Annotated in this window: 20 protein-coding genes; 11 read left to right on the top strand and 9 right to left on the bottom strand. The window is 74.4% G+C overall.

Annotated elements, in window-relative coordinates; genetic code table 11:
- The first annotated feature begins 27 nt into the window (after positions 1–27).
- The 10 genes from IF43_RS0117315 to IF43_RS0117270 all read left to right on the top strand — a co-directional run bounded on the left by IF43_RS0117315 (position 28) and on the right by IF43_RS0117270 (position 13,415).
- The gene (locus IF43_RS0117315; RefSeq protein WP_030200935.1) at positions 28–1,359 is read left to right on the top strand and encodes a lysine N(6)-hydroxylase/L-ornithine N(5)-oxygenase family protein; all 1,332 of its coding nucleotides are present in this window, start codon (positions 28–30) and stop codon (positions 1,357–1,359) included.
- Positions 1,356–2,459, top strand: a complete 1,104-nt coding sequence (locus tag IF43_RS0117310) for an FAD-binding oxidoreductase (RefSeq protein WP_051795561.1) — start codon at positions 1,356–1,358, stop codon at positions 2,457–2,459. The genes IF43_RS0117315 and IF43_RS0117310 overlap by 4 nt, the downstream gene beginning before the upstream one ends.
- On the top strand, positions 2,456–4,720 hold the full coding sequence (locus IF43_RS0117305; RefSeq protein WP_051795529.1) for a class I tRNA ligase family protein: 2,265 nt from the start codon (positions 2,456–2,458) through the stop codon (positions 4,718–4,720). Before IF43_RS0117310 ends, IF43_RS0117305 begins: the two co-directional genes overlap by 4 nt.
- Positions 4,720–8,073 carry a non-ribosomal peptide synthetase gene (locus IF43_RS0117300; protein ID WP_051795528.1) on the top strand — a complete coding sequence of 1,118 codons (3,354 nt, stop codon included), beginning with the start codon at positions 4,720–4,722 and terminating at the stop codon, positions 8,071–8,073. Before IF43_RS0117305 ends, IF43_RS0117300 begins: the two co-directional genes overlap by 1 nt.
- Entirely contained in the window at positions 8,070–9,662 is a 1,593-nt protein-coding gene (locus IF43_RS0117295; RefSeq protein ID WP_078910232.1) for an AMP-binding protein, read from the top strand. The genes IF43_RS0117300 and IF43_RS0117295 overlap by 4 nt, the downstream gene beginning before the upstream one ends.
- Positions 9,655–9,948, top strand: coding sequence for a hypothetical protein (locus tag IF43_RS0117290; RefSeq protein ID WP_030200924.1), 294 nt, complete (start codon positions 9,655–9,657; stop codon positions 9,946–9,948). Before IF43_RS0117295 ends, IF43_RS0117290 begins: the two co-directional genes overlap by 8 nt.
- Positions 9,949–9,950: 2 nt before the next feature.
- Positions 9,951–11,663, top strand: a complete 1,713-nt coding sequence (locus IF43_RS43715) for a C45 family autoproteolytic acyltransferase/hydolase (RefSeq protein WP_324605115.1) — start codon at positions 9,951–9,953, stop codon at positions 11,661–11,663.
- Positions 11,664–11,679: 16 nt separating this feature from the next.
- Positions 11,680–12,402: a 4'-phosphopantetheinyl transferase superfamily protein gene (locus IF43_RS41670; RefSeq protein ID WP_051795526.1), complete on the top strand. Its 723-nt coding sequence runs from the start codon at positions 11,680–11,682 to the stop codon at positions 12,400–12,402.
- Between the two features lie 123 nt (positions 12,403–12,525).
- Positions 12,526–12,786 carry a hypothetical protein gene (locus tag IF43_RS0117275; protein WP_051795523.1) on the top strand — a complete coding sequence of 87 codons (261 nt, stop codon included), beginning with the start codon at positions 12,526–12,528 and terminating at the stop codon, positions 12,784–12,786.
- 167 nt (positions 12,787–12,953) lie between these two features.
- Positions 12,954–13,415 (top strand): VOC family protein, encoded by a 462-nt coding sequence (locus IF43_RS0117270; RefSeq protein WP_107048513.1) that lies wholly within the window; start codon positions 12,954–12,956, stop codon positions 13,413–13,415.
- 311 nt (positions 13,416–13,726) lie between these two features.
- Here IF43_RS0117270 and IF43_RS0117265 read toward each other — a convergent pair whose 3' ends face one another.
- The 6 genes from IF43_RS0117265 to IF43_RS39540 form a co-directional block, all read right to left on the bottom strand.
- Positions 13,727–14,032, bottom strand: a complete 306-nt coding sequence (locus IF43_RS0117265) for a hypothetical protein (RefSeq protein WP_037888922.1) — start codon at positions 14,030–14,032, stop codon at positions 13,727–13,729.
- Complete coding sequence (locus IF43_RS0117260) at positions 14,022–14,660, bottom strand: RNA polymerase sigma factor (RefSeq protein ID WP_051795520.1); 639 nt, start codon at positions 14,658–14,660, stop codon at positions 14,022–14,024. Before IF43_RS0117260 ends, IF43_RS0117265 begins: the two co-directional genes overlap by 11 nt.
- Positions 14,653–14,814 carry a hypothetical protein gene (locus IF43_RS41665; protein WP_158939379.1) on the bottom strand — a complete coding sequence of 54 codons (162 nt, stop codon included), beginning with the start codon at positions 14,812–14,814 and terminating at the stop codon, positions 14,653–14,655. The genes IF43_RS0117260 and IF43_RS41665 overlap by 8 nt, the downstream gene beginning before the upstream one ends.
- A gap of 164 nt (positions 14,815–14,978) precedes the next feature.
- Positions 14,979–15,401 (bottom strand): SRPBCC domain-containing protein, encoded by a 423-nt coding sequence (locus IF43_RS0117250; protein WP_234332224.1) that lies wholly within the window; start codon positions 15,399–15,401, stop codon positions 14,979–14,981.
- A complete protein-coding gene (locus IF43_RS0117245; protein WP_030200906.1) occupies positions 15,398–15,712 on the bottom strand; it encodes a helix-turn-helix transcriptional regulator in 315 nt (104 codons plus the stop codon). Before IF43_RS0117245 ends, IF43_RS0117250 begins: the two co-directional genes overlap by 4 nt.
- 110 nt (positions 15,713–15,822) lie before the next feature.
- The gene (locus tag IF43_RS39540; protein ID WP_158939377.1) at positions 15,823–16,770 is read right to left on the bottom strand and encodes a DUF2218 domain-containing protein; all 948 of its coding nucleotides are present in this window, start codon (positions 16,768–16,770) and stop codon (positions 15,823–15,825) included.
- Between the two features lie 119 nt (positions 16,771–16,889).
- On the opposite strand from IF43_RS39540, the gene IF43_RS39535 reads away from it, so the two are divergent.
- Complete coding sequence (locus tag IF43_RS39535) at positions 16,890–17,531, top strand: transcriptional regulator (RefSeq protein WP_078910226.1); 642 nt, start codon at positions 16,890–16,892, stop codon at positions 17,529–17,531.
- On the opposite strand, the gene IF43_RS43885 is transcribed toward IF43_RS39535, so the two are convergent.
- The 3 genes from IF43_RS43885 to IF43_RS36530 all read right to left on the bottom strand — a co-directional run bounded on the left by IF43_RS43885 (position 17,425) and on the right by IF43_RS36530 (position 21,001).
- Positions 17,425–19,317 carry an MFS transporter gene (locus IF43_RS43885; RefSeq protein ID WP_369405188.1) on the bottom strand — a complete coding sequence of 631 codons (1,893 nt, stop codon included), beginning with the start codon at positions 19,315–19,317 and terminating at the stop codon, positions 17,425–17,427. The two genes, IF43_RS39535 and IF43_RS43885, sit on opposite strands and share 107 nt — an antisense overlap.
- Positions 19,314–19,934, bottom strand: a complete 621-nt coding sequence (locus IF43_RS0117225) for a winged helix-turn-helix domain-containing protein (protein ID WP_158939375.1) — start codon at positions 19,932–19,934, stop codon at positions 19,314–19,316. The genes IF43_RS43885 and IF43_RS0117225 overlap by 4 nt, the downstream gene beginning before the upstream one ends.
- 131 nt (positions 19,935–20,065) lie before the next feature.
- Positions 20,066–21,001: a ScbA/BarX family gamma-butyrolactone biosynthesis protein gene (locus IF43_RS36530; RefSeq protein WP_158939373.1), complete on the bottom strand. Its 936-nt coding sequence runs from the start codon at positions 20,999–21,001 to the stop codon at positions 20,066–20,068.
- Between the last annotated feature and the right edge of the window lie 28 nt (positions 21,002–21,029).

Below are 21,029 nucleotides of genomic sequence, written 5' to 3'. Positions count from 1 at the left end.
CGCTTCACCACATGAGAGGTCCGAACCATGGGGCACGAGAACAACCGGTCCAGTGCGGCCCACTACCGCTGCATAGGCGTCGGCGTGGGCCCGGCCAACCTGAGCCTGGCGTCACTGCTGCACGGCCGGCCGGAGGTACCCAACCTCTTCGTCGACCGCAAGGAGTCCTTCACCTGGCACGACGGCCAGCAGATCCCGGGCACCACCCTCCAGGTGTCCCAGTTCAAGGACCTGGTCAGCCTCGCCGACCCGAGCAGCCCCTTCTCCTTCCTCTCCTACCTGCACGAGAAGGGCCGGGTCTACCACTTCCTCAACGCCCGCTTCGACGACGTGCCGCGCCGGGAGTTCCGCAACTACCTCGCCTGGGCCAGCCGCCGCAACGAGAACATCGCCTTCGGCGAGACCGTGCGGGAGGTCGCCTTCGACGATGAGGCGAATCGTTTCACCGTCCGTACCGACCGCCGCACCGCCACCGCCGACAACGTGGTGGTCGGCATCGGCAGCCGCCCCTGGATCCCCCCGCAGGGCGCGGACGGCCAGGGCGCCACCCAGTTCCACGTGGCCGACTACCTGGAGCGCGCCCACGGCCTGGGCGGCAAGCGCGTGGTCGTCATCGGCGGCGGCCAGTCCGGAGCCGAGGCCTTCCTGGACCTGATCTCCCGCTCCGGGGCCGAACTGCCGCGCCGGGTCTCGTGGATATCGCGCCGGCAGAACTACTTCCCGATCGACGACTCCCCGTTCACCAACGACTTCTACATGCCGAGCCACGCGGACTACTTCTACGGGCTGCCCCGCGAGCAGCGCCACCACCTCAACACCCGCCACATCCTCACCAGCGACGGCATCTCCGAGTCCACCCTGCGCGAGATCTACCAGGCCATCTACGTCCACCGCTTCGTCGAGGACAACGACGACCTGGTCGCCCTGCACCCCGACCGTGACGTCTTCGACGTCAGCCCCGGTGCCGTCGGCGGCTGGGAGGTCAGCGCCCGCCACAACGGCGAGTCGGACTCCCTCGAGAAGTTCGAGGCCGACGTCATCGTCTGGGCCACCGGCTACCGCCCGGCCGCCATGGACTTCCTGGCCCCGGTCGCCGACCGCCTCGAACGCGAGGGCGACGAACTGCGCGTCGACGAGGACTACGCCGTGCGCTGGGACGGCCCCGCCGACCGCCGGATCTTCGTCCAGAACGGCGTCCGCGGCCAGCGCGGCCTCGCCGACCCCAACCTCAGCCTCAACGCCTGGCGCAGCCGCCGCATCGCCGACCGGCTGATCGGCGTCCGGAGCGACGAGCAACTGGCCTCCTTCATCGAGTGGTCCTCCAAGTCGGCCCCGCGCGACGAGCGGTGGAGCGCATGACCGGCGCAGCCACCCCTCCCGCACCGCCGCGCGGACCCGGGCGCACGGACGTGGCGATCGTGGGCGCGGGCATCCTCGGGGTGCTCACCGCCCGCGAGATCCTCGCCCGCGCCCCCGGCACGTCCGTCACCGTCATGGACCGGGACCTCGTCGGCTCCGGCGCCACCCGCCGCTCCGCCGGCCTGCACTTCCCGCGCGGCGCCAGCGCCACCACCCGGGAACTGGCCGCCGAGAGCGAGCGGTTCTACGCCGACCTGCACTCCGCCCGGCCCGAGCTGCCCATCCATCCCCTGGGAATGAGCGTGCTCGCGCCGCTGGCGAGCGAACCGGCCCTCCGCGAGGCCTACCTGCCGGAGGCCGAGCTGCGCCCGGCCGACGCCCTGCCCGCACAGGTGCCCGCCCTGCCCGCCGGGTACGGGCTGTGGGAGGGCGACGGCTGCCAGTACGCCGACGTCCACGCCCTGACCCAGACCCTCGCGGCCGAGCTGCGGCCGGCCGCGGCCTTCCGCGAGGGCGTGGCCGTCACCGCCCTCGACCCGGGCCCCGACGGGGTCCGCCTCACCCTGACGGGCGGGGCGGAGCTGACCGCCGGGCACGTGGTGCTCGCCCCGGGCCCCTGGCTCGCCGAGCCCGCCTGGGCCGACCTGGTCGCCCCGCTCGGCGCCCGCGTCAAGAAGATCGTCGCCCTGCACGTCGAGGTACCGCCGGCTCCCGGGGACCGGGCGATCGTCTTCCACGACGAGGACGCCTTCCTCCTGCCCTTCCACCACCGCGGCCACTGGCTCTTCAGCTACACGTGCCAGGAGTGGGACGTCGAACCGGCCGAGGTCGACCCCGCCGTCTCCGCCGCCCACCTCGACGAGGCCCTCGCCCTGCTGGGCCGGTACGCCCCCGAGCTGGCCGCGGCCTGCGTCTCCGGCCGGGTGTTCTGCGACGCCTACGGCCCCGGCAACACGGCCCTCGTCGAGCCGCTCGCGGACGGCCGGGTGGTCTTCGCCGGCGCCGCCAGCGGCTCCGGATACCGCCTCGCCCCCGCCCTCGCGGCCCGCGCCGCCGACCTGATCCCGACCCTCCCGCGCCACCGAAAGGCCACGACATGATCATCGCCAGCTACGACGCCGACGTGCTGGAGCAGGCGTTCGGCATCGACATGAGCTCCGTCGAGGGCCTGGGCACCGGCGCGGGCTGGGGCCGGGTCGCCCCGGGTGTCACCTCCGAGCGCCACCACCACGACGAGACCGAGCTGTTCGTCGTCGTCGCCGGCACCGGCGAGTTCGCCGTCGACGGCGCCACCCACCCGGCCGCCCCCGGCACCGTCATCCTCTTCGAGCCGTTCGAGACCCACGTCCTGACCAACACCGGCGAGGCCGACCTGATCTTCTTCACCCAGTACTGGCGCGACGCCGAGCGGGCCATGACCTCCGCCGGCAACGAGGAGCGCAGGGGCTTCGGCGACCGCCCCGTCTTCGTCTTCTCCACCCCGCCCACCCCCAACGGCGACCTGCACCTGGGCCACCTCTCCGGCCCCTACCTGGGCGCCGACGCCTTCACCCGCTTCCAGCGCATGAACGGCGCCGAGGCCTACCACCTCACCGGCAGCGACGACTACCAGAGCTACGTCGTCGGCGCCGCCCGCGCCGAGGACCGCACCCCCGCCGAAACCGCCGCCCACTACAGCGCCGAGATCGCCGAGACGCTGCGGCTGATGGACATCCCGCTCGACCAGTACACGGTCACCGACCAGGACCCCGCCTACCGCGAGGGCCTGCAGGACTTCTTCAGCAAGGTCGTCGCCTCCGGCGAGGTGTCCGTCGCCGAGCACGACGCCCTCTTCGACGCCGGGACCGGCCGCTACCTGTACGAGGTCGACGTCAAGGGCGGCTGCCCCGGCTGCGGCAACGGCACCTCCGGCAACATCTGCGAGGAATGCGGCGAGCCCAACACCGTCGCCGACCTCGCCGAACCCCGCTCCGCCGCCCCGGCGGCCCCCGTGCGCGGCACCTCCGCCCGCTGGACCCTGCCCCTGCACACCTTCTCCGGCGAGGTCCGCGACCACCACAAGCTGGGCCGCGTCCCGGCCCGGCTGCGCGAGCTGGCCGACCGGCTCTTCGCCCGCCCGAGCCTCGACATCCCGATCACCCACCCCTCCGAGTGGGGCGTCGAGCCCCGCGAGGGCGACACCGAGGGCCAGGTCATCTGGGTGTGGCCCGAGATGAGCTACGGCTTCCTGCACGGCATCCAGTCCCTGGGCGCCCGGCTGGGCCGCGACTGGCGGGCCGCCGAGCCGGCCGCCGACTGGAAGATCGTCCACTTCTTCGGCTACGACAACAGCTTCTACCACTCGGTGCTCTACCCGGTCCTGTACAAGCTGGCGTTCCCCGGCTGGCAGCCCGACATCGACTACCACGTCAACGAGTTCTACCTGCTGGAGGGCCAGAAGTTCTCCACCAGCCGCCGGCACGCCATCTGGGGCAAGGAGATCCTGAACCCCGGCACCGTCGACGCCGTCCGCTTCTTCCTGTCCGCCACCCGCCCCGAAGGCCTGCGCACCAACTTCCAGCGCGCCGCGTACGAGAAGACCCTCGACGACACCCTCATCGGCACCTGGCAGGCGTGGCTGAACGACCTCGGCGCCCGCGTCGCCAAGCACCACGGCGGCCTGGCCCCCGACGCCGGCAACTGGACCCCCGAGCACCAGGCCTTCCTGGCCCGCCTCGGCGCCCGCCTGTCGGCCGTCACCGGCGCCCTCTCCGGCGACGCCTTCTCCCTCAACCAGGCCGCCGCCGAACTCGACGGCATCGTCGCCGACACGGTCCGCTTCGCCCGCGCCGAGGGCCTGCTCACCGACACCGCCGGCTGGGAGAACGAGAACCGCACCGCCATCGCCCTGGAGCTGGCCGCCGCCCGCCTGCTGGCGCACGCCGCCACCCCGGTCATGCCGCGCTTCGCCGCCCGGCTGGCCGCCGCCCTCGGCATGGGCGACGCCCCCTCGGCGTGGCCCCGTACGGTCGAACTCCTCACCCCCGGCAGCGAGGTCGCCCTCGCCGACGCCGTCTTCTTCACCCCGACGGCCGCCGCGGCCGCCACCGGCACCGACCCGCTCACCGACTGGCTGTCCGCCACGGTGCGCACCGCCCTGCGGCTGGAGGGCGACGAGCCGATCGCCGACCGCACCCTGACCCAGCTGGCGGCCGGCTCCCTGCAGGCCGTCACCGTCCAGTACCAGATCCTCGACGCCCTCGACGTGGACCTGTCCATGGACGAGCTGCTGCACGGCGGGACGGTCGCCGAACTGGCCGCCGTCCTCGCCGAACGCGCCGAGCCGGCCACGGTGGCCGCCCTCACGGAAGGCCGGCACTGATGGATCGCCACGACACCCACCACCCGGTCGACCACCACGCGGTACTGAAGGACATCGCCGACCGCGGCCTGTCCGTCAGCCTCGTCGACGGCGACCTGCGCCTGCAGGGACCGCGCGAGCGGATGGACGGCGAGTTCATCGGCCGCATCAAGGCCGCCAAGGCCGACCTCGTCGCGCACCTGGCCGCCGAGGCCGAACTCGGCCCCGGCTTCCCCCTCACCCCGCTCCAGCGCGGCTACTACCTCGGCCGCTCCGGCATCTTCGAGATCGGGGACGTGGCCAGCCACGTCTACCACGAGATCGAGGGCCACTGGGACCTCGACCGCCTCCAGACCGCCCTGGACGCCGTCGTCGCCGCCCACAGCGCGCTGCGCTCCCGCTTCCTCGCCGACGACCGCCAGGTCACCGTCCCGGCCGCCGCCGCCCGCGTCCCGATCGGCCGCCTCGACCTGCGCGACCAGGACCCCGCGCAGCAGGAGCGCACCCGCGCCGAGCTGCGCGAGGCCCGCTCCCACCGGCTGCTGGCCGCCGACCGCGGCCCCCTCCTGGCCGTGGACGTCACCGTCCTCGCCGACGACCGGATGGTGCTGCACGTCGGCCACGACGGCCTCGTGATGGACGGGATCAGCATGTTCCTGTTCTTCCGCGCCTGGTGGCACGCCTACCAGAGCCCGGGCGCCGAGCTCCCCGAGGAACTGCCGTACGCGCAGTACGTCGAGGCCCGCGAGGCGGCCCGCGGCAAGGCCCCGGCCCGCCGCTCGCAGACGTACTGGAGCGAGCGCGCCCCCGACCTGGCCCCGCACCCGGACCTGCCGCTGCGCACCAGCCCCGCGGCCCTGACCCGGTCCCGGTTCAGCCAGCGCACCGTCGAACTCGACGCGGCCGCCTGGGGCCGGCTCAAGGAGCGGGGCGCGGCACTCGGCCTGACCCCTTCGGCCGTGCTGCTCTCCGCCTACGCCGAGACGCTGTCGACCTGGGGCGCGGGGGAGCGGTTCACCCTCACCACCACCATCGCCCAGCGGCCCCCCGTGCACCCGCGGATCTTCGAGGCCATCGGCCAGTTCTCCGACACCCTGCTGGTGGAGGCCGAGGTCGACCGCGGCCGCCCGTACGCCGAGCGCGCCCAGGCCCTGCAGAAGCGGCTGCACGCCGACATCGACCACCGCCACCACTCCGGCGTCGAGGTCATGGCCGAACTGTCGCGGCTGCGCGGCGGAGTGGCCGGCGCCCGCATGCCGTTCACCTTCAACAGCGCCATCGGACACGCCAGCACCGAGGTGGACGGCTCCGCCCTGGAGCTGTTCGGCCCCGAGGTGTTCACCGTCTCCCAGACCCCGCAGGTCTGGCTCAACGCCTTCGCCATGGAGCGCCGCGGCGCCCTCGTCGTCCAGCTCGACGGCCTCGACGAGCTCTTCCCCGAGGGCCTGCTCGACGACCTCGCGCACGGCTACCGGGAACTGCTCGGCACGCTCACGGACGAGGCCGCCTGGCAGCGGCACGCCTTCGACCTGCTGCCGCCCGCCCAGCGGGCCCGCCGCGACGCGGCCAACGACACGGCCGTGGCGCGCGCCCCCGAGATGCTCGGCGACGCCATCGCCGCGCAGGCCCGCCGCACCCCCGACGCGCCGGCCGTCCTCACCACCGCGGGCGTCCTGACGTACGGGGAACTCCTCGACCGCGCCGCCCGGGCCGCGACCTGGCTGCGCGCGCACGGCGTCGGCCGCGGCGACCTGGTCGGCCTGGTCATGCACCGCGGCCCCGAGCAGATCACCGGCATCCTCGCCACCGTCCTGGCCGGCGCCGGCTACCTGCCCGTGGACGCGGCCCTGCCGGAGTCCCGCCGCGACTACATGCTCACCGACGGCCGGGTCCGCTGCGTGCTGACCAACGCCGGCTGGCAGGAGGGCGACCCCGGGCGCGGCATCGCCGCCCTCGACCTCACGGCCCACGAGCCCGGCGCGGCCCCCGCCGACGTCCCGGCCCGGCTGCCCGGCTCGGACCCGGAGGACCTCGCCTACGTCCTCTACACCTCCGGCACCACCGGCGCCCCCAAGGGCGTCATGGTCACCCACGCCAACGTCGCCAACGTCGTCGCCGACTGCCAGGAGCGCTTCGGCATCCGCCCCGACGACCGGTTCATGGCCATCAGCGCCTTCAACTTCGACCTGTCCGTCTGGGACGTCTTCGGTGCGCTGGCGGCCGGCGCGGCCCTGGTCATGCCCGACCGGGACCGCGCCGTGGACCCCGGCCACTGGCTGGAGCTGGCCTCGGAGTTCGGCATCAGCGTGTGGAACTCCGTCCCGGCCATCGTCAACCTGATGCACGACCAGGCCGTCGCCGACGGCACCGCGCCCCCCGCGCTGCGCCTGGTCATGATGAGCGGCGACCGGCTGCCGCCGGCCCTGCCCGCGGCCCTGCGCCGACTGGTCCCCGGCCTGGAGGTGGTCTCCCTCGGCGGGCCCACCGAGACCACCATCTGGAACATCCTGCACCCCGTCCGCGAGGACGAGGACGGCACCGAGTCCATCCCGTACGGCCACCCCAACGCCAACAACCGGGCCTACGTCCTCGACCGCGACGGGCTGGACTGCCCCGACTGGGTCACCGGCGAGATCGTCGCGGCCGGCACCGGCCTGGCCCGCGGCTACTGGGGCGACGAGGCGCGCACCGCCGAGAAGTTCTACCGGGACGACAGCCGCGGCGAGCGCATGTACCGCACCGGCGACCTGGGCCGCTACCTGCCCGACGGGGAGATCCAGATCCTCGGCCGCGGCGACTTCCAGATCAAGGTCAACGGCTACCGCATCGAGGCCGGCGAGGTCGAGACCCGGCTGGCCGCCCTCGACTCCGTCGCCAAGGCCGTCGTCGCCGCCCGCCCCGGGCCGCGCGGCGACCAGCTCGTGGCCCACCTCGTCCCGGCCGGCCCGGCCCGTCCGCACGCCGGCGAACTGCGCCAGGCCCTGCGGGCCGACCTGCCCGACTACATGATCCCGACCGTGGTGCTGTGGCACGACGCCCTCCCCCTCACCAAGAACGCCAAGGTCGACCGCACGAAGCTGGCGGCGCTGGGCGCCGCGACCGCCGACGCCGCACCCGCCCAGGAGGCCGCCTCCGTCCCGCCCGAGACCGAGACGGAGAAGCTGCTCGCCGAGATCTGGGCGACCGTGCTGCGCCGCCCGGACCTGGGCGTCACCGACACCCTCGCCTCGCTCGGCGGCGACTCCATCGCCGCGGCCCGCATCCTCACCGCGACCCGCAAGCGCTTCGGCACCACCGTCACCCTCGACCAGTTCGCCGAGATGGACTCGGTCCGCGCCATGGCCGCCCACCTCGCACCGGAGACACCCCGATGACCACGATCGACGCGGCGCCCACCACCGGGGCCGCTCCGCACGAACCGGCCGGCCCCGCCGCCGACTCCGCCCTCCAGCGCCTCGTCACCACCGCGCCCACGGCCGGCACCCTGACCGTGGCGCGGCTCGACGGCACCCGCACCGTCCCCCTGACCGAGCTGTACGAGCGCTCGGGCCGGCTCGCCCTGCGGCTGCGCGAACGCGGCGTCGGCCGGGGCTCGCGGATCGGCGTCCTGGCCGCCAACAGCCTGGAGTGGGTGCTGCTCGACCTCGCCGCCCTGCGCCTGAAGGCCGAGACGGCAGGCCTGGAGCCGGGCAAGTTCACCCCCTCCGCCGCGCTCATGGACGCGTACGACCTCGACCTGCTCTTCACCGACCAGGACACGGCCGGCATACCCGACGCGGTCTCCACCGCGGACGTCTGGGAGCTCACCGAGCCCCGCGCCGACGCGGAGGAGCCGCAGGCCGGGCCGGCGCCCGTCACCTGGGGACCCGGAGACGTCACCACCATCAAGTTCACCTCGGGCAGCACCGGCGTCCCCAAGGGCCTCGGGGCCACCGCGGGCAGCATCGACAGCTCGCTGGCGGCCGTCCAGCAGATCTTCGGGCACGGGCCGGACGACCACCTCTTCGTGTTCCTGCCGCTCTCCCTGCTCCAGCAGCGCTACTGGGTCTACTCCGCCCTCCTGCACGGCCACGACCTCACCATCAGCACGTACGAGGCCGCGTTCGCCGCGCTGCGCCGCACCCGGCCCACCGTCGTGATGGGCGTACCGGCGTTCTTCGAGACCGCCCGCCGCCAGATCGAGGCCCGGCACCGGCGGGCCGCCGACGGGACGCCGGTGGCGGAGACGGCGAAGGTCCTCTTCGGCGACCGGATCCGCTACCTGTGGACCGGCTCCGCCCCCGCCTCGGCGGACGTGCACCGCTTCTACGCCGAGGCCGGCCTGCCCCTCTACGAGGGCTACGGCATGAACGAGACCTGCATCGTCACCAAGAACCACCCCGGGGCCCACCGGGAGGGCAGCGTCGGCAAGGTGCTGCCCGGCAAGGAGGTGCTGATCGACCCGGACGGGGTCATCCACGTCCGCAGCACCCACCCCGTCAACACCCGCTACCTGTACGCCCGCCCCGGCGACTCCGAGAAGGTCTTCGCCCCCGACGGCACCGTCCGCACCGGCGACCTCGGCCACCTCGACGAGGACGGCTTCCTCTTCGTCCACGGCCGCGCCGACGACGTCATCGTGCTCGACAACGGCAAGAAGGTCGTCGTGCGGCCCGTCGAGGAGCTCATGAAGGCCGATCCGGCGATCGGCGAGTGCGTGCTCTTCAGCCCCACCCAGACCGACCTGGTCGCCGTGGTCTCGCCGGCCGCCGTACCGGCCGACCACGACGCCATCGCCGCCCGCCTGGCCGCCGTGAACGCGGCCACCGCGGCGGACGAGCACATCAGCCGCGTGGTCGTCGCCGACGCCCCCTTCAGCATCGACAACGACCTCCTCACCTCCCAGTACAAGCCCAAGCGCCCGCAGATCCGGGCCGCCTACGCCGCCCAGCTGCTCAACCAGGAGACCGGTATCCATGCCTGACACCGCCGCCGAGGCCACCGTCGCCCCCGCGATCGAGGCCGCCGCCCGCGACCAGCTCTCCCTCGTCCTGACCCCGCCGGTCGCCGCCGAGGACCTCGACCTGGACGCCGACATGGTCGCCGCCTACGGACTGACCTCCCTCAACAAGGTCCTCTTCCTCACCGAGGTCTGCGACGAGACCGGCGTCGACCTCGCCCACTTCACCGAGCACGACCTCGCCGCCATGATCACGCTGCGGCACGTCGCCGCCGCCCTCACCCGCCACAGCGACACCACCGGAGCCTGACCATGACCGCCTCCTGGACCACCCACGCCGCCGCCCGCCTCGAGAACGAGCACGTCGTCGTCCGCCCCGTCACCGAGGCCGACCGCGAGGGCATCCGCGCCGTCGCCATGGACCCCGACATCTGGCGCTACTTCGTCGCCGCCGTCGAGACCGACGCCGACTTCGAGACCTTCTTCGCCACCAACCTCGCCGACCACGCGGCCGGCCGCCGCGTCGTCCACACCATCGTCGACAAGGCCACCGGCCGCATCGCCGGCAGCATGAGCTACGGCAACCTCGCCGAGGCCGACCGCCGCCTGGAGATCGGCTGGTCCTGGCTCGGCCGCGACTCGCAAGGGGCTGCGCAACATCGGCGCCACCGAGGAGGGCACCCTGCGCTCCTTCAACTACATGCCGGGCGGCCGCCGCCGCGACGCGGTCTTCTACAGCGTCCTGCGCGCCGAATGGCCCGAGGTCCGGGCCGCCCTCGCCCGGGGCCCGAAGCAGGCCGTGGCGCACGCATGACCGACACCGCACAGGTGACCCCCGCGGCGGCCGGCGCCGCCGCGGGCGGGCCCGACCCGGTCGCGGGTCCGTCCGCGCCCGCCGCGGCCCCGGTCGCGGCCGTCGTGGGGGCGGACGCCGACCCCGCGGGCGTGGACCCGGCCACGGACCCGGTCACCTTCATCGACGCCGCCGGCAGCCCGTACGAACTCGGCCGCGCGCACGGCGAGGCGCTCGCCGCCCCGCTGCGCGGCTTCCTCGACGACGGCCTCGCCCGGCTGAACCACCTGACCGCCACCCCGTTCACGTACGAGGCGCTGCGGCCGCGGATCGCCGCGTACCGCACGGCGGTCACGGCCGCCCTGCCGGCCCTCGCCGAGGAGGTGGCCGGCCTCGCCGCCGGCGCCCGCCTCACCGAGGAAGAGGCGTGGCTGCTCCAGCTGCGCCGCGAGATCATGGGCTACTCCAAGATCCCGACGGCCGGGGACTGCACGACGTACGCGCGCATCGGCACCGGCGCGCCCGTCCTCGCCCAGACCGTCGACCTCAACGGCGACCTGGACGACCACATCAGCGTGCTGCGGCTGGCCCCGGCCGGCTCGCCCCGGCGCTCCCTGGTGCTCAGCTTCGCCGGCCTCCTCGGCTACCTGGGCGTCAACAGCGACGGGCTGGCCGTCGGCCTCAACCTCGTCCTCGGCGGCGACTGGCGCCCGGGCGTCCCCCCGTACCTCGCCATCCGGCACCTCCTCGACACCGCCGGCAGCGTCACCGAGGCCCTGGAGGTCCTGGCCGGCCTGCCGCTGGCCAGCTCCCGCTCGCTCATGCTGTGCGACGCGGAGCGGGCGCTGTACGTCGAACTCCTCGGCGGCGAGCTGCGGGTGACGGAGGCGACCGGGCCGCGGAACGGCGCTGCCGCCGCCAGGACGGCCGTCCACACCAACCACTTCCTCCACCCCGACTTCGCCCCGCGCGACGAACTCAACGTCTTCGCCCGCAACTCCTCGCTGCGCCGCCTCAAGGCCGCCACCGAGGGCCTGGCGGAGCTGCCCTCCGACGCGGTCCCGGGCGACCACTTCGCCCTGTTGTCCCGGCCGCCGATCTGTGTACCCGACCGCGGCGACATCCGCGCCGAACGCACCGTCGCCGCAGCCGTCCTGCACCCCGCCGCCGGCACGCTCCACCTGCGCCCCGGCGACCCCTCCCGCTCCGCCACCAGGGCGTTCACCCTGTAGGAAAGGACGGCGCCCCATGGACGCCTGGCTGGTCGACCTCGACCGCACAGCCCCCACCGACATCACCGCGAACTATCCCGAGGGCCTCACCGAGGACGAACTGCGCCGCGGCGCCGAGTTCGTGCACGCCCGGGCCGCGCACCGGTTCTTCCGGGCCCGGCTCGCCGTCCGCCGGCTGCTCGCCGACCGCCTCGGCACCGACCCGCACGGCCTGCGCATCCACTACGACCCCGCGGGCAAACCCCACCTGCCCGACCACCCCGGCACCCACATCAGCTGGTCCCGCTCCGACGGCCTGCTGCTGCTGGGCGCCACCGAGAGCGGACCCATCGGGGTGGACGTCGAACTCGTCCGCCCCGAGACCACCAACCTCGACGTCCTGGCCTTCGTCTACCCGGCCATGCCGCGCACCGCCTCGCCGGAGACCTTCTTCCACGCGTGGACCCTCCTGGAGGCGGCGGTCAAGGCCACCGGCCGGGGCCTGACGGAGGGGGCCGGGGACGTCGGCCTGACCTTCCCCGCCGACGGCTCCGTGTTCCTGCACGGCATCGACGGCCACGGCCCCGACCCCTGGTACGGGCACACGCGGCTGGAGCCGACCCGCCAGGACGCCCCCTGGGCGATGACGGCCTTCGTCTCGCACGAACTGCGGCCGCCCGCCCTGATCCCCTGGCCGCCGCGCACCGCCCGGGCCCGGCCGGCCCGGGCCCGGCCCGGGGGCCTCGCGGCGGTGGCGTGACGGTCCGGCGTCGGCGCTCCTCCCGGAGGGGCGTACGGGCTCCCCCGCACGGGGGAGCCCGTACCGCCGGGACCACCGTCCAGCCGGACGCACCGACGCGGGGGTCCCGGCCACGATGACGGCATGATCCGGCGCGCCCACCCCCTGGCCGCGGCCCTGCCGGCGCTCCTGGGCGGGCTCGTCCTGACGTTCCTGTGGGCCGGCCTCCCCTGGTGGTGGACCTTCCCGCACGCCGACATGACCCGCACCGGTCACCTCGTCGTGGGCCTGCTGTACTTCCCCCAGTTCTTCTGGGGCCCCCTCACGGTCGCCCTCGCCGTGTCGTACTGGCGCCGAACCCGTGTGCGGGCCGGTGGCGTTGCCCGGTCCGTCCTTGATCGTTAAACTCGTCCGCGTGACAGCCGGGTCGGCCATGGGCCACACACGAGACGGGTTCCCGGCCTCGGCGTGACTCCGGGGCGGGCCCGAGCCCCGCCCTCCCCTCCGCGTCCTCGCACCCGGCGCCCCTCCGCGGCGCCCCACCCAGCGATCCGAGACCGGAGCCACACGACATGCCCCATTCCCAGCAGCCCCCGCACGCCCCCACCACGGCCCCCACCACCGCCACCGCTGCCGCCACGGCAGCCGCGACCGCCGTCCAGTTGAACCACACGGCCGTGTACGCGACCGACCGCCGCCTGTCCGCCGAGTTCATCGCCGCGGTCCTGGGCCTGACGGTGGCCGCCCCGTTCGGCCCTTTCCTGCCCGTGGACCTCGGTAACGGCGTCACGCTCGACTACTACGAGAAGACCGACGAGCCGATCCAGTCGCAGCACTACGCGTTCCTGCTCCCGGAGGACCGCTTCGACGCCGCGATCTCCCGCCTGGAGTTCCTCGGCGTCACCTACTACTCCGACCCCGCCCACACCGACCCGGGCCGCCCCAACACCCTCTTCGGCGGCCGCGGCGCGTACTTCCTCGACCCCGACGGCCACAACATGGAGATCATGACGGTCCCCTACGCCCGACCCTGACGGCGGGCGGTGTGCCGCGGCCCGACGGATTCGCGGGAGTCGGCCGTCCTGTGGTGTGTGGGGGAGGCGCTTGACAGGGGTGGCAGGCTGGTCCACCTCCCAGCGGTAGCTGGGGGAGGCCTGCAGGCCGCCCCTGTCAAGCGCCGAGGGGACCCACACACCACGGGACGGCCCCGCGAAGCGAGCCCACCCCGACCCCGTGCTCGTACGGCACACCGCACGGCACGGCCCGGAGCACACCGCGGGCGCGCGACCGCAACCGGTCGCGCGCCCGCCGTGCCGTGTCGTGCTGCGCCGTGCCGCCCGCCCGGTCAGGGCGAGGTCACCCGGGGCCCCGCGCGGGTCAGCTCGCACCTGCCGTCCGGGCCGGTGCAGGACCGCCGCAGCCGCCCGGCCGTGACGGTCTCCACGAGGCCGATCGCCCAGCACATGGGGCAGCCGCGTAGCGCGAACAGACCGACCGGCGCGAGCAGCAGGCTCACCGGGCCGACGAGCGGCAGCAGGGCCAGGGACCCGACGAGCGCGCCGAACCCGAGGCCCCCACGGGCCAGATGGCGCGGGACGGAGCTGCTGGCGAAGCCGCCGCGGGCCGTCTTGGCCGGTTGGTCAGGAGCCATCGTCAGTTCCCTTCGTTCCCTTCGTTCCCTTCGTTCCGGTCGTGGCGGCCGGTGCGTCGCGCAGTGCCTCGCGCACTGCCGAACGGGCGCGGTGGAGGCGGGACTTCATGGCGGCGGTGGTCAGCCCGAGCCGGTCGGCGACGGTGCGGCCGGGCAGTCCCTGGACGTCCCGCATGACCAGTACCTGCCGCTGGTCGTCCGGCAGGGCGGCGACGGCCGCGGCGACGCGCTCGGCCTCCAGGCGCAGCAGGGCGTCCTCCTCGGCGGACCTCGCGGTGCCGCCGAGCGCGTCGGAGCCGCCCGCCGCGCCGAGCGGACCGGGCCCGTCCGCCGGGAGGGGGTGGAGCGGGTGGACCAGGGAGCGGGTGCGGCGCAGGCACTCGTTGCGGACGATCCGGAACATCCACGACGCCAGGGCCCCGGAGGCGCGCAGCATGCCGATCTTGCGGTAGAGGATGATCAGCGCCTCCTGGGCGGCGTCCTCGGCGTCCTGGGGCGTGGCGCACAGCGAGTGCGCGAACCGGCGCACGTGCGGGTACGAGCCGTACACCAGCGCGGTGAGCGCCTCGACGTCGCCGCGCTGCGCCGCGTCGACCAGGACCGCGCCGGGCCAGCGGTGGTCAGCCACGCTGACGCTTCCGGCGGCGCAGCAGCGTGACGGTGCACGCGCACAGCAGCACGGCGGCCGCGGCGACGATGACGGCGGTGGTCATGGGTTCCTCCCAGGTGGGGTGCGGGGCGGACACGTTCGTCCGCACGCCCATGAGAGGCACGGCGGGCACGGAAGGATTCACCCTGGTTCAGAATTCGAGGCCCGAGGCCCGAGGCCCGAGGCCCGAGGCCCGAGGCCCGAGGCCCGAGGCCCGAGGCCCGAGGCCCGAGGCCCGAGGCCCGAGGCCCGAAGTCCGAGGCCCGAAGTCCGAAGTCCGAGGGCCCGTTGGTCCTCTCAGTCCGTGAGGGCGTGCTCGATGCGGCTGAGGAGCTTCGGCCAGCCGTCGCCCATGCCCTCGAAGGCGGCCTTGCCGAGGGGGGAGTCCAGGTCGAAGCCCGTGTGCTCCAGGAACAGGCGGGTGCCGGACCCCTCCGCCTCCAGCCGCCACGTGATCGTGGTGTCCAGCGAGCCGGGGGCGAAGGAGTAGCGCAGCAGCCGCTCCGGCTCGACGGCCAGCACCTCGCACGCCTGCCGGCCCCAGGGCCCCATGTCCAGCGTGAAGCGGTGGCCCACGACGGGCCGCACGTCGCCCGCGGCCCACCACTTGGCGTGCAGCTCGGGCTCGGTCAGCGCGCGCCACACCTCGGCGGGCGGGTGCGCGATGAACTGGTCGCAGTGGATGGTGTCGGGGCGGTTCGGGTCGGGGGCGGTGCTCACGGGTTCTCCTCGTCCAACAGGTCGCGCAGCGCGCCCATCCGGGCCCGCCAGTAGTGCTCGAAGGGGTGCAGCCATGCGCCGACTTCGGCGAGCGGTGCCGCTTCGAGGTGGTAGTAGCGGTGGCGCCCGCGCGGCTCTTCCCGTACGAGGGCGGCCTTCTTGAGCACCGCCAGGTGCTCGGACACCGCGGGCCTGCTCAGCTCGAACTCGCCGGCGAGGTCCCCCGCCGCGCGCGGTCCGTCCCGCAGGGCCTCCAGCAGCTTGCGCCGCGCCGGATTGGCCAGCGCACTGAACACGTCCACTCCTGCCATACCCCGACTATGCGTCGGAGAACTCCGACATGTCAACTTTCTCCGACGCGTCCGCGCAACACGGCCCAGCTTCCTCGGCTTCGAGGCCGAGTGGGCGGTCGGCCGCCGTGTCAGCGGCGGCGGGCGATGGTGACCCCGTCGCGGACGGGGAGCATGACCGAGTCCACCCGGTCGTCGGTGGTGATCAGGTCGTTGAGGCGGCGCATGGCCACGTAGCGCTCGTCCTGGTAGGCGGGGTCGAGGACGCGGCCGCCGAGGAAGACGTTGTCCAGCACCACCAGGCCGCCGGGGCGCAGTCGGCGCACGATCTCCTCGTAGTACGCCGGGTAGGCCGGCTTGTCGGCGTCGACGAACGCGATGTCGATGACCGGCTCCTCGTCGAGCGCGCGGAGCGTCTCCAGCGCGGGGGCGATGCGCAGGTCGATCCGGTCGGCGACGCCGGCCTTCTGCCAGTACGGGCGGCCGATCGCGGCCCACTCCTCGCTGATGTCGCAGGCGAGCAGGCGGCCGCCGTCGCTCAGGCCGCGGGCGATGCAGAGGGACGAGTAGCCGGTGAAGACGCCGACCTCGACCGCGAAACGGGCGCCGGTCAACCGGGTCAGCATGGTGAGCAGCGCGCCTTCGTCGGAGGAGACCTGCATGTGCGCGGCCTCGCCCACGGCGTCGCGGGTGGCGGCGGCCAGCCCGCCGAGGACCTCGTCGGCCGGGGTGTGCTGGCTGAACAGGTAGTCGCTGACGGCGGGGGCGAGGGGCTCCAGGTCGCCGCCGTCGATCGGGGCCGACCAGTCGACGGTGAGCTGTTCCTGGGTGGCGAAGCGCACCAGGTGGCGGGTGATGACGTCCTGGACCCGGCCCAGCGCCTCGGCGTCGACCGCGGCGGCCGTCAGTTCCAGCGTGTCCGGGGTGGGCATGAGCGTGCAGGTGCCGGAGGCGACGGTGATCGTGCCGCGGCCGTCGGGGCCGAGGGTGGTGGTGACCTTGTGGCCCATGTGCGAGACGAGCTGCTTGATGTGGCGCGCGGAGCGGGTGGTGGCGACGCGGGCGGTGGCGAGGGGCAATTGGACTCCTGAAGTCTCACTCGTTAAGTGGCGAGAATCTTCGCCACTTCCTGGTGCAGGATTCTGGCGCACCGGGCCGGAGTTGTCAAAAGCGTTTAAGTTCGTGGACACTTCAACGCATGGGAGAAGAACAGCCACCCACGCCCGCACGCGACGCCGACCAGGACGAGCAGCGCCGTGACGAAGAGGGCCACCTCGTCCTGAGCTCGCCGGAGCAGTTCAAGGCCCTGGGGCACCCCATGCGCCAACGCATGGTCAACGTGCTGCGCCAGCGCCCGGCGACACTGCGCCAGCTCGCCGAGGCACTGGGGATGAGCAAGGGCACCATCGGCTACCACGTACGCGTCCTGCGCGAAGCCGGACTGGTGCGGCTCACGGAGACCCGTCAGGTGCGCGGCGGCACCGAGCAGTACTTCGCCCTGGCCGGCAAGAGCTTCAAACTGGACCGGGGTGCGGCGGTCGGCCCCGAGTTCCTCATCAACGCCGCGCTCGGCGAGATGCTGCCGAACGCGCCCGACCAGATCTCGCACACCTCACTGCGCCACCTCTGGCTCACCGAGGACCAGGCACGGGCACTGGACCTGCGCCTGCGCGCACTTGCCGCGGAACCCCACCCCGCAGACCCCGGCCACGGCCAGGCCTACGGACTGCTCCTCAGCCTCTTCCGCGCCGACGTCCCCCACCTCCCGCCGGACGACGCCGCGGCCCCCTCCGACGTCCCCGACCTCCCGCCGGACGACGCCGTGGCCCCCTCCGACTGAGGTACCTCCTGCCACAGCTGCGGTGCGGACGGACCGGTTCGTGCAGGTCAGGGCTGCGGTCGTGAGGGTGGCGGCGGTGCAGGCCTCGAAGGCCGGGGTCAGGCCGATCGCGCCGGCCAAGGCGCCGAAGGCGGCGTAGGAGACGGGCGCGAGTCCGAGGGAGGCGAAGCCGGCGAGGGCCGACACGCGACCGGTGTAGTGCTCGTGGGTGCGGGCCTGCACGAGGCCGAGGAGCAGGGCGGTCGCGGGCCCGGTGGTGAACCCCAGCGCCGCGGTCAGGGCCAGCACCGGTACGAGCGACGGGGCGAGCGGACACAGGGCCAGGCACGCCCCGCCCGCCGCCACCCAGGCGAGTCCGGCGGCGGCCGTCGGCGGGCGCCCGCCGCGCCGTACGGAGAACAGCGCGCCCGCCACCGCGCCCGCCGCGAACGCCGACACCGTGACCGAGTACCCCGCGGGGCCCCAGCCCCGCTCGGCGGACAGCAGGGCCAGACCGACGTTGAGCGGGGCGGCCAGCGCCAGATTCAGCACCGCCACCAGCACCAGCACTCGGCCGACCACCGGCTCGCGCACCGCGTACCGGATTCCTGCGGCGACCGCCTGCCAGCCGGAGTCGTCCGCTGCTCGGCGGGTCTTCGGCGGTGCGGGCGTTGGGGTGGGTGCTGGGGTGGGTGCTGGGAGGGTGGGTGCTGGAGTGGGTGCTGGGAGGGTGGGTGCTGGTGCTGGTGCTGGTGCTGGTGCTGGTGCTGGTGCTGGTGCTGGTGCCTGCAGGCCCTGCGGCAGGCCCACCCCGAGGGCTTTGGGGCTTCGCCCTGGCCTTCGGCCACCCTCGGCCCGGGCCTGCCTCCGGACCAGCCTGCCATACCCCGTCAAGCGCCTCCCCCGCACACCACGGGGCGGCCTGCGGGGGCTGCGATTCGTGCCGTCGCTGTCCTGGAGCTGGAGCTGGAGCTGGAGTCGGGAACGGAGTCGGGGCGGGAGCCGGGGCCGGGGTCGGGTCGGGAGCCGGGGCCGGGGTCGGGTCGGGAGCCGGGGCCGGGGTCGGGTCGGGAGCCGGAGCCGGAGGCGGGGCCGGGGTCGGGGTTGGGTCGGGAGCCGGGGCCGGGGCCGGAGCTGGGGCCGGGGTCGGGTCGGGAGCCGGAGCCGGAGCCGGAGGCGGGGCCGGGGTCGGGGTCGGAGCTGGGGCCAGAACCGGGGCCACGGGCCGGTCGCGGACGTGCCAGAGCAGGGTCAGGGCCGAGGCGAAGAGCGCGGCGACGAGTGCGGTCGCCGCGGCGGGGCCGGCGAAGGCGGTGACCGCGCCGCCCGCAGGGGCGCCGAGGACGCCGGCCGTGCGCTGCACCGCTTGGACGGCACCCTGGGCCCGGGGCAGTTCCGCGCGGGGCACCAGGCGGGTCGGTGCGGCCGAGGTCGCCGGGACGTGTGCGGCGTCCAGTACGCCGAACGCCACGGCCGTCGCCGCGAGCAGGGCGAGCGGTGCCCCGCCGGCGAGCCACAGGCCGAGGGCGGCGGCCGCCATGACGGCGGTGCGCAGCAGTTGGCTGACGCGGACCACGCGCAGTGGACCGTAGTGGTCGGCCAGGGTGCCGCCCACGAGGAGCAGTACCGCCCGCGGAACCGACGCGCAGGCCATCACCGCCGTGGTCCGCAGGGGCGACTCCAACCGGGCGGCGGCCCAGCCGAGGGCGACGAACCACATCTGGTCCCCGGCGTGCGAGAGCCCCAGCCCGCAGAGGAAGCGGGCGGGAGCGGGTAAGCGGGGCCCCCGCTCGCGGCGGGCGCTCACCCTTCCGTACCGCCCTCGAAGGGGAAGGCCTGGGCGATGACGAAGACCTGTTCGGTGTCCGGCTCGGGCGTGGTGCCGGCCGCGGCGCGGGCTCGGGTCCGGTCGCCCCAGCGCTCCAGCAGGGCGTCGAGTTCCGTGCCGAACTCCCGCAGCTCGTCCGGAGTCAGCCGCAGCAGGCCGTCGTACGAGACCGCCGCGTCCGCCCAGTCCTCGCCCCACCGGGCGGGGCCGCCGGCCTCCCACTCGCGCAGCCGCGCCGCGCGGCGCTCGGCCAGGACGCGCTGGGCCGCGGCCAGGGCCTCGCGCCCGCCGGGGCTGCCGGCGAAGTCCGCGGACGAGAACCGCATGCCGCCCGGTACGGCCCGCCACCAGCGCTCGCGCCCGTCCGTGCCGGGCCCCTCGGCCTCCAACACGAACCCGCAGGCGGCGAGCGTGCGCAGGTGGTAGCTGAGGGACCCGGGCGCGACGGGCACGTACCGCGACAGCCGCGCCGCGGTGGCCGGGCCCTCCGCCACGAGGAGTTCGTACAGGCGCAGCCGTACCGGGTGCGTCATCGCGCGTAGGACCTGAGGGTCCGTCATCGGTGGTGTCTGCGGGTGCTGTTCGTCGGTGGTCACCTCCGTAGGGTAGATGCACAAGATGATTTGCGCAGCTGGATTTGTGCAACTCTCCTTGTCGGTCCGGCCGGCCGGGGCGCGGGGCCCGTGCGGGTCCCGGCGTCCCGGCCTACAGGGGAGGGCGGACCGGGTCAGGAGTGGACGGGGAGCGTGGAGACCGTTGCCGAGAAGACCGGGCGGCCTTCCTGCGTGGCGCAGACGCGGACGCGGGCGCGGCCCGCCGTGTCGGGCATGGCGGGCTCGGCCACCAGCAGGCAGGGCCGGTCGAACTCGACGTACCGGTGGAACTCCGTCTCGAGCGCCACGGCCACCACCGGGCCGTCCGCGCAGGCGTGGGCGGCCTGGACGGCGGCCTCCAGGAGCACCATCCCCGGTACGTGGTCGTGCGGGTGGTCGAAGAGGACGCCGTGCGAGACGTCGACGCGCAGCTGCCACCGGTGCGGGGTGTCCGTGGGGGAGAGCACGACGTCGCGGTCGTGGCTGCGGCCGACCCGGTGGGCCGCCACCGGCGGCGTCAGCGGCAGGGCCCGGGCGAAGGCCTGGCCGGCGTGGGCGTACGGGCCGCGCAGCCGGTCGTAGACCGCGGGCGGGTGGGTGCTGTACGCCAACTCGGCGGTGCCGACGGGGCGTCCGGCGCGCCAGGCGTGGATGCGCGAGGCGAGGTGGACCGAGCCCATCCGGCGGCGGCGGACGGAGAGGTCGGTGACGAGGAGGGTGACCGTGTCCTCGTGGGGGCTGCTCCGGGTTCCGGTACCGGCGCCCCTGGCGGTTCCGGTTCCGGTTCCGGTTCCGGTCCCGGGGTCCGGGTCGATCACGAGGGTGGCGGGGTCGACCGTGGAGTGGATGTGCTCCCAGCCGAGCCGGTGGCCGAGCGGGACGTGGTGGATGCTGTGGGTCAGGAGCGCCAGTGCCTGGCGCAGGCTCTCGGTGAACAGCAGCGGGCTGTAGCGCCCGTCGACGGTGTAGAACGGGTGGTCGCGCGGCCAGCGGACCGTCACGCGCCGCGTGGTGTCCGACACCTCGCTCCACCCGGAGACCAGGGCCTCGTGCCGGCGCGACTTGCGCACCAGCGACTCGACTCCTGGACGGGGTAAC

The organism is Streptomyces sp. NRRL S-87 (assembly GCF_000719335.1).
GTDB lineage: Bacteria > Actinomycetota > Actinomycetes > Streptomycetales > Streptomycetaceae > Streptomyces.
Note: the sequence above shows the minus strand (reverse complement) of the source record. Positions and strands in the feature narration are given on the sequence as shown.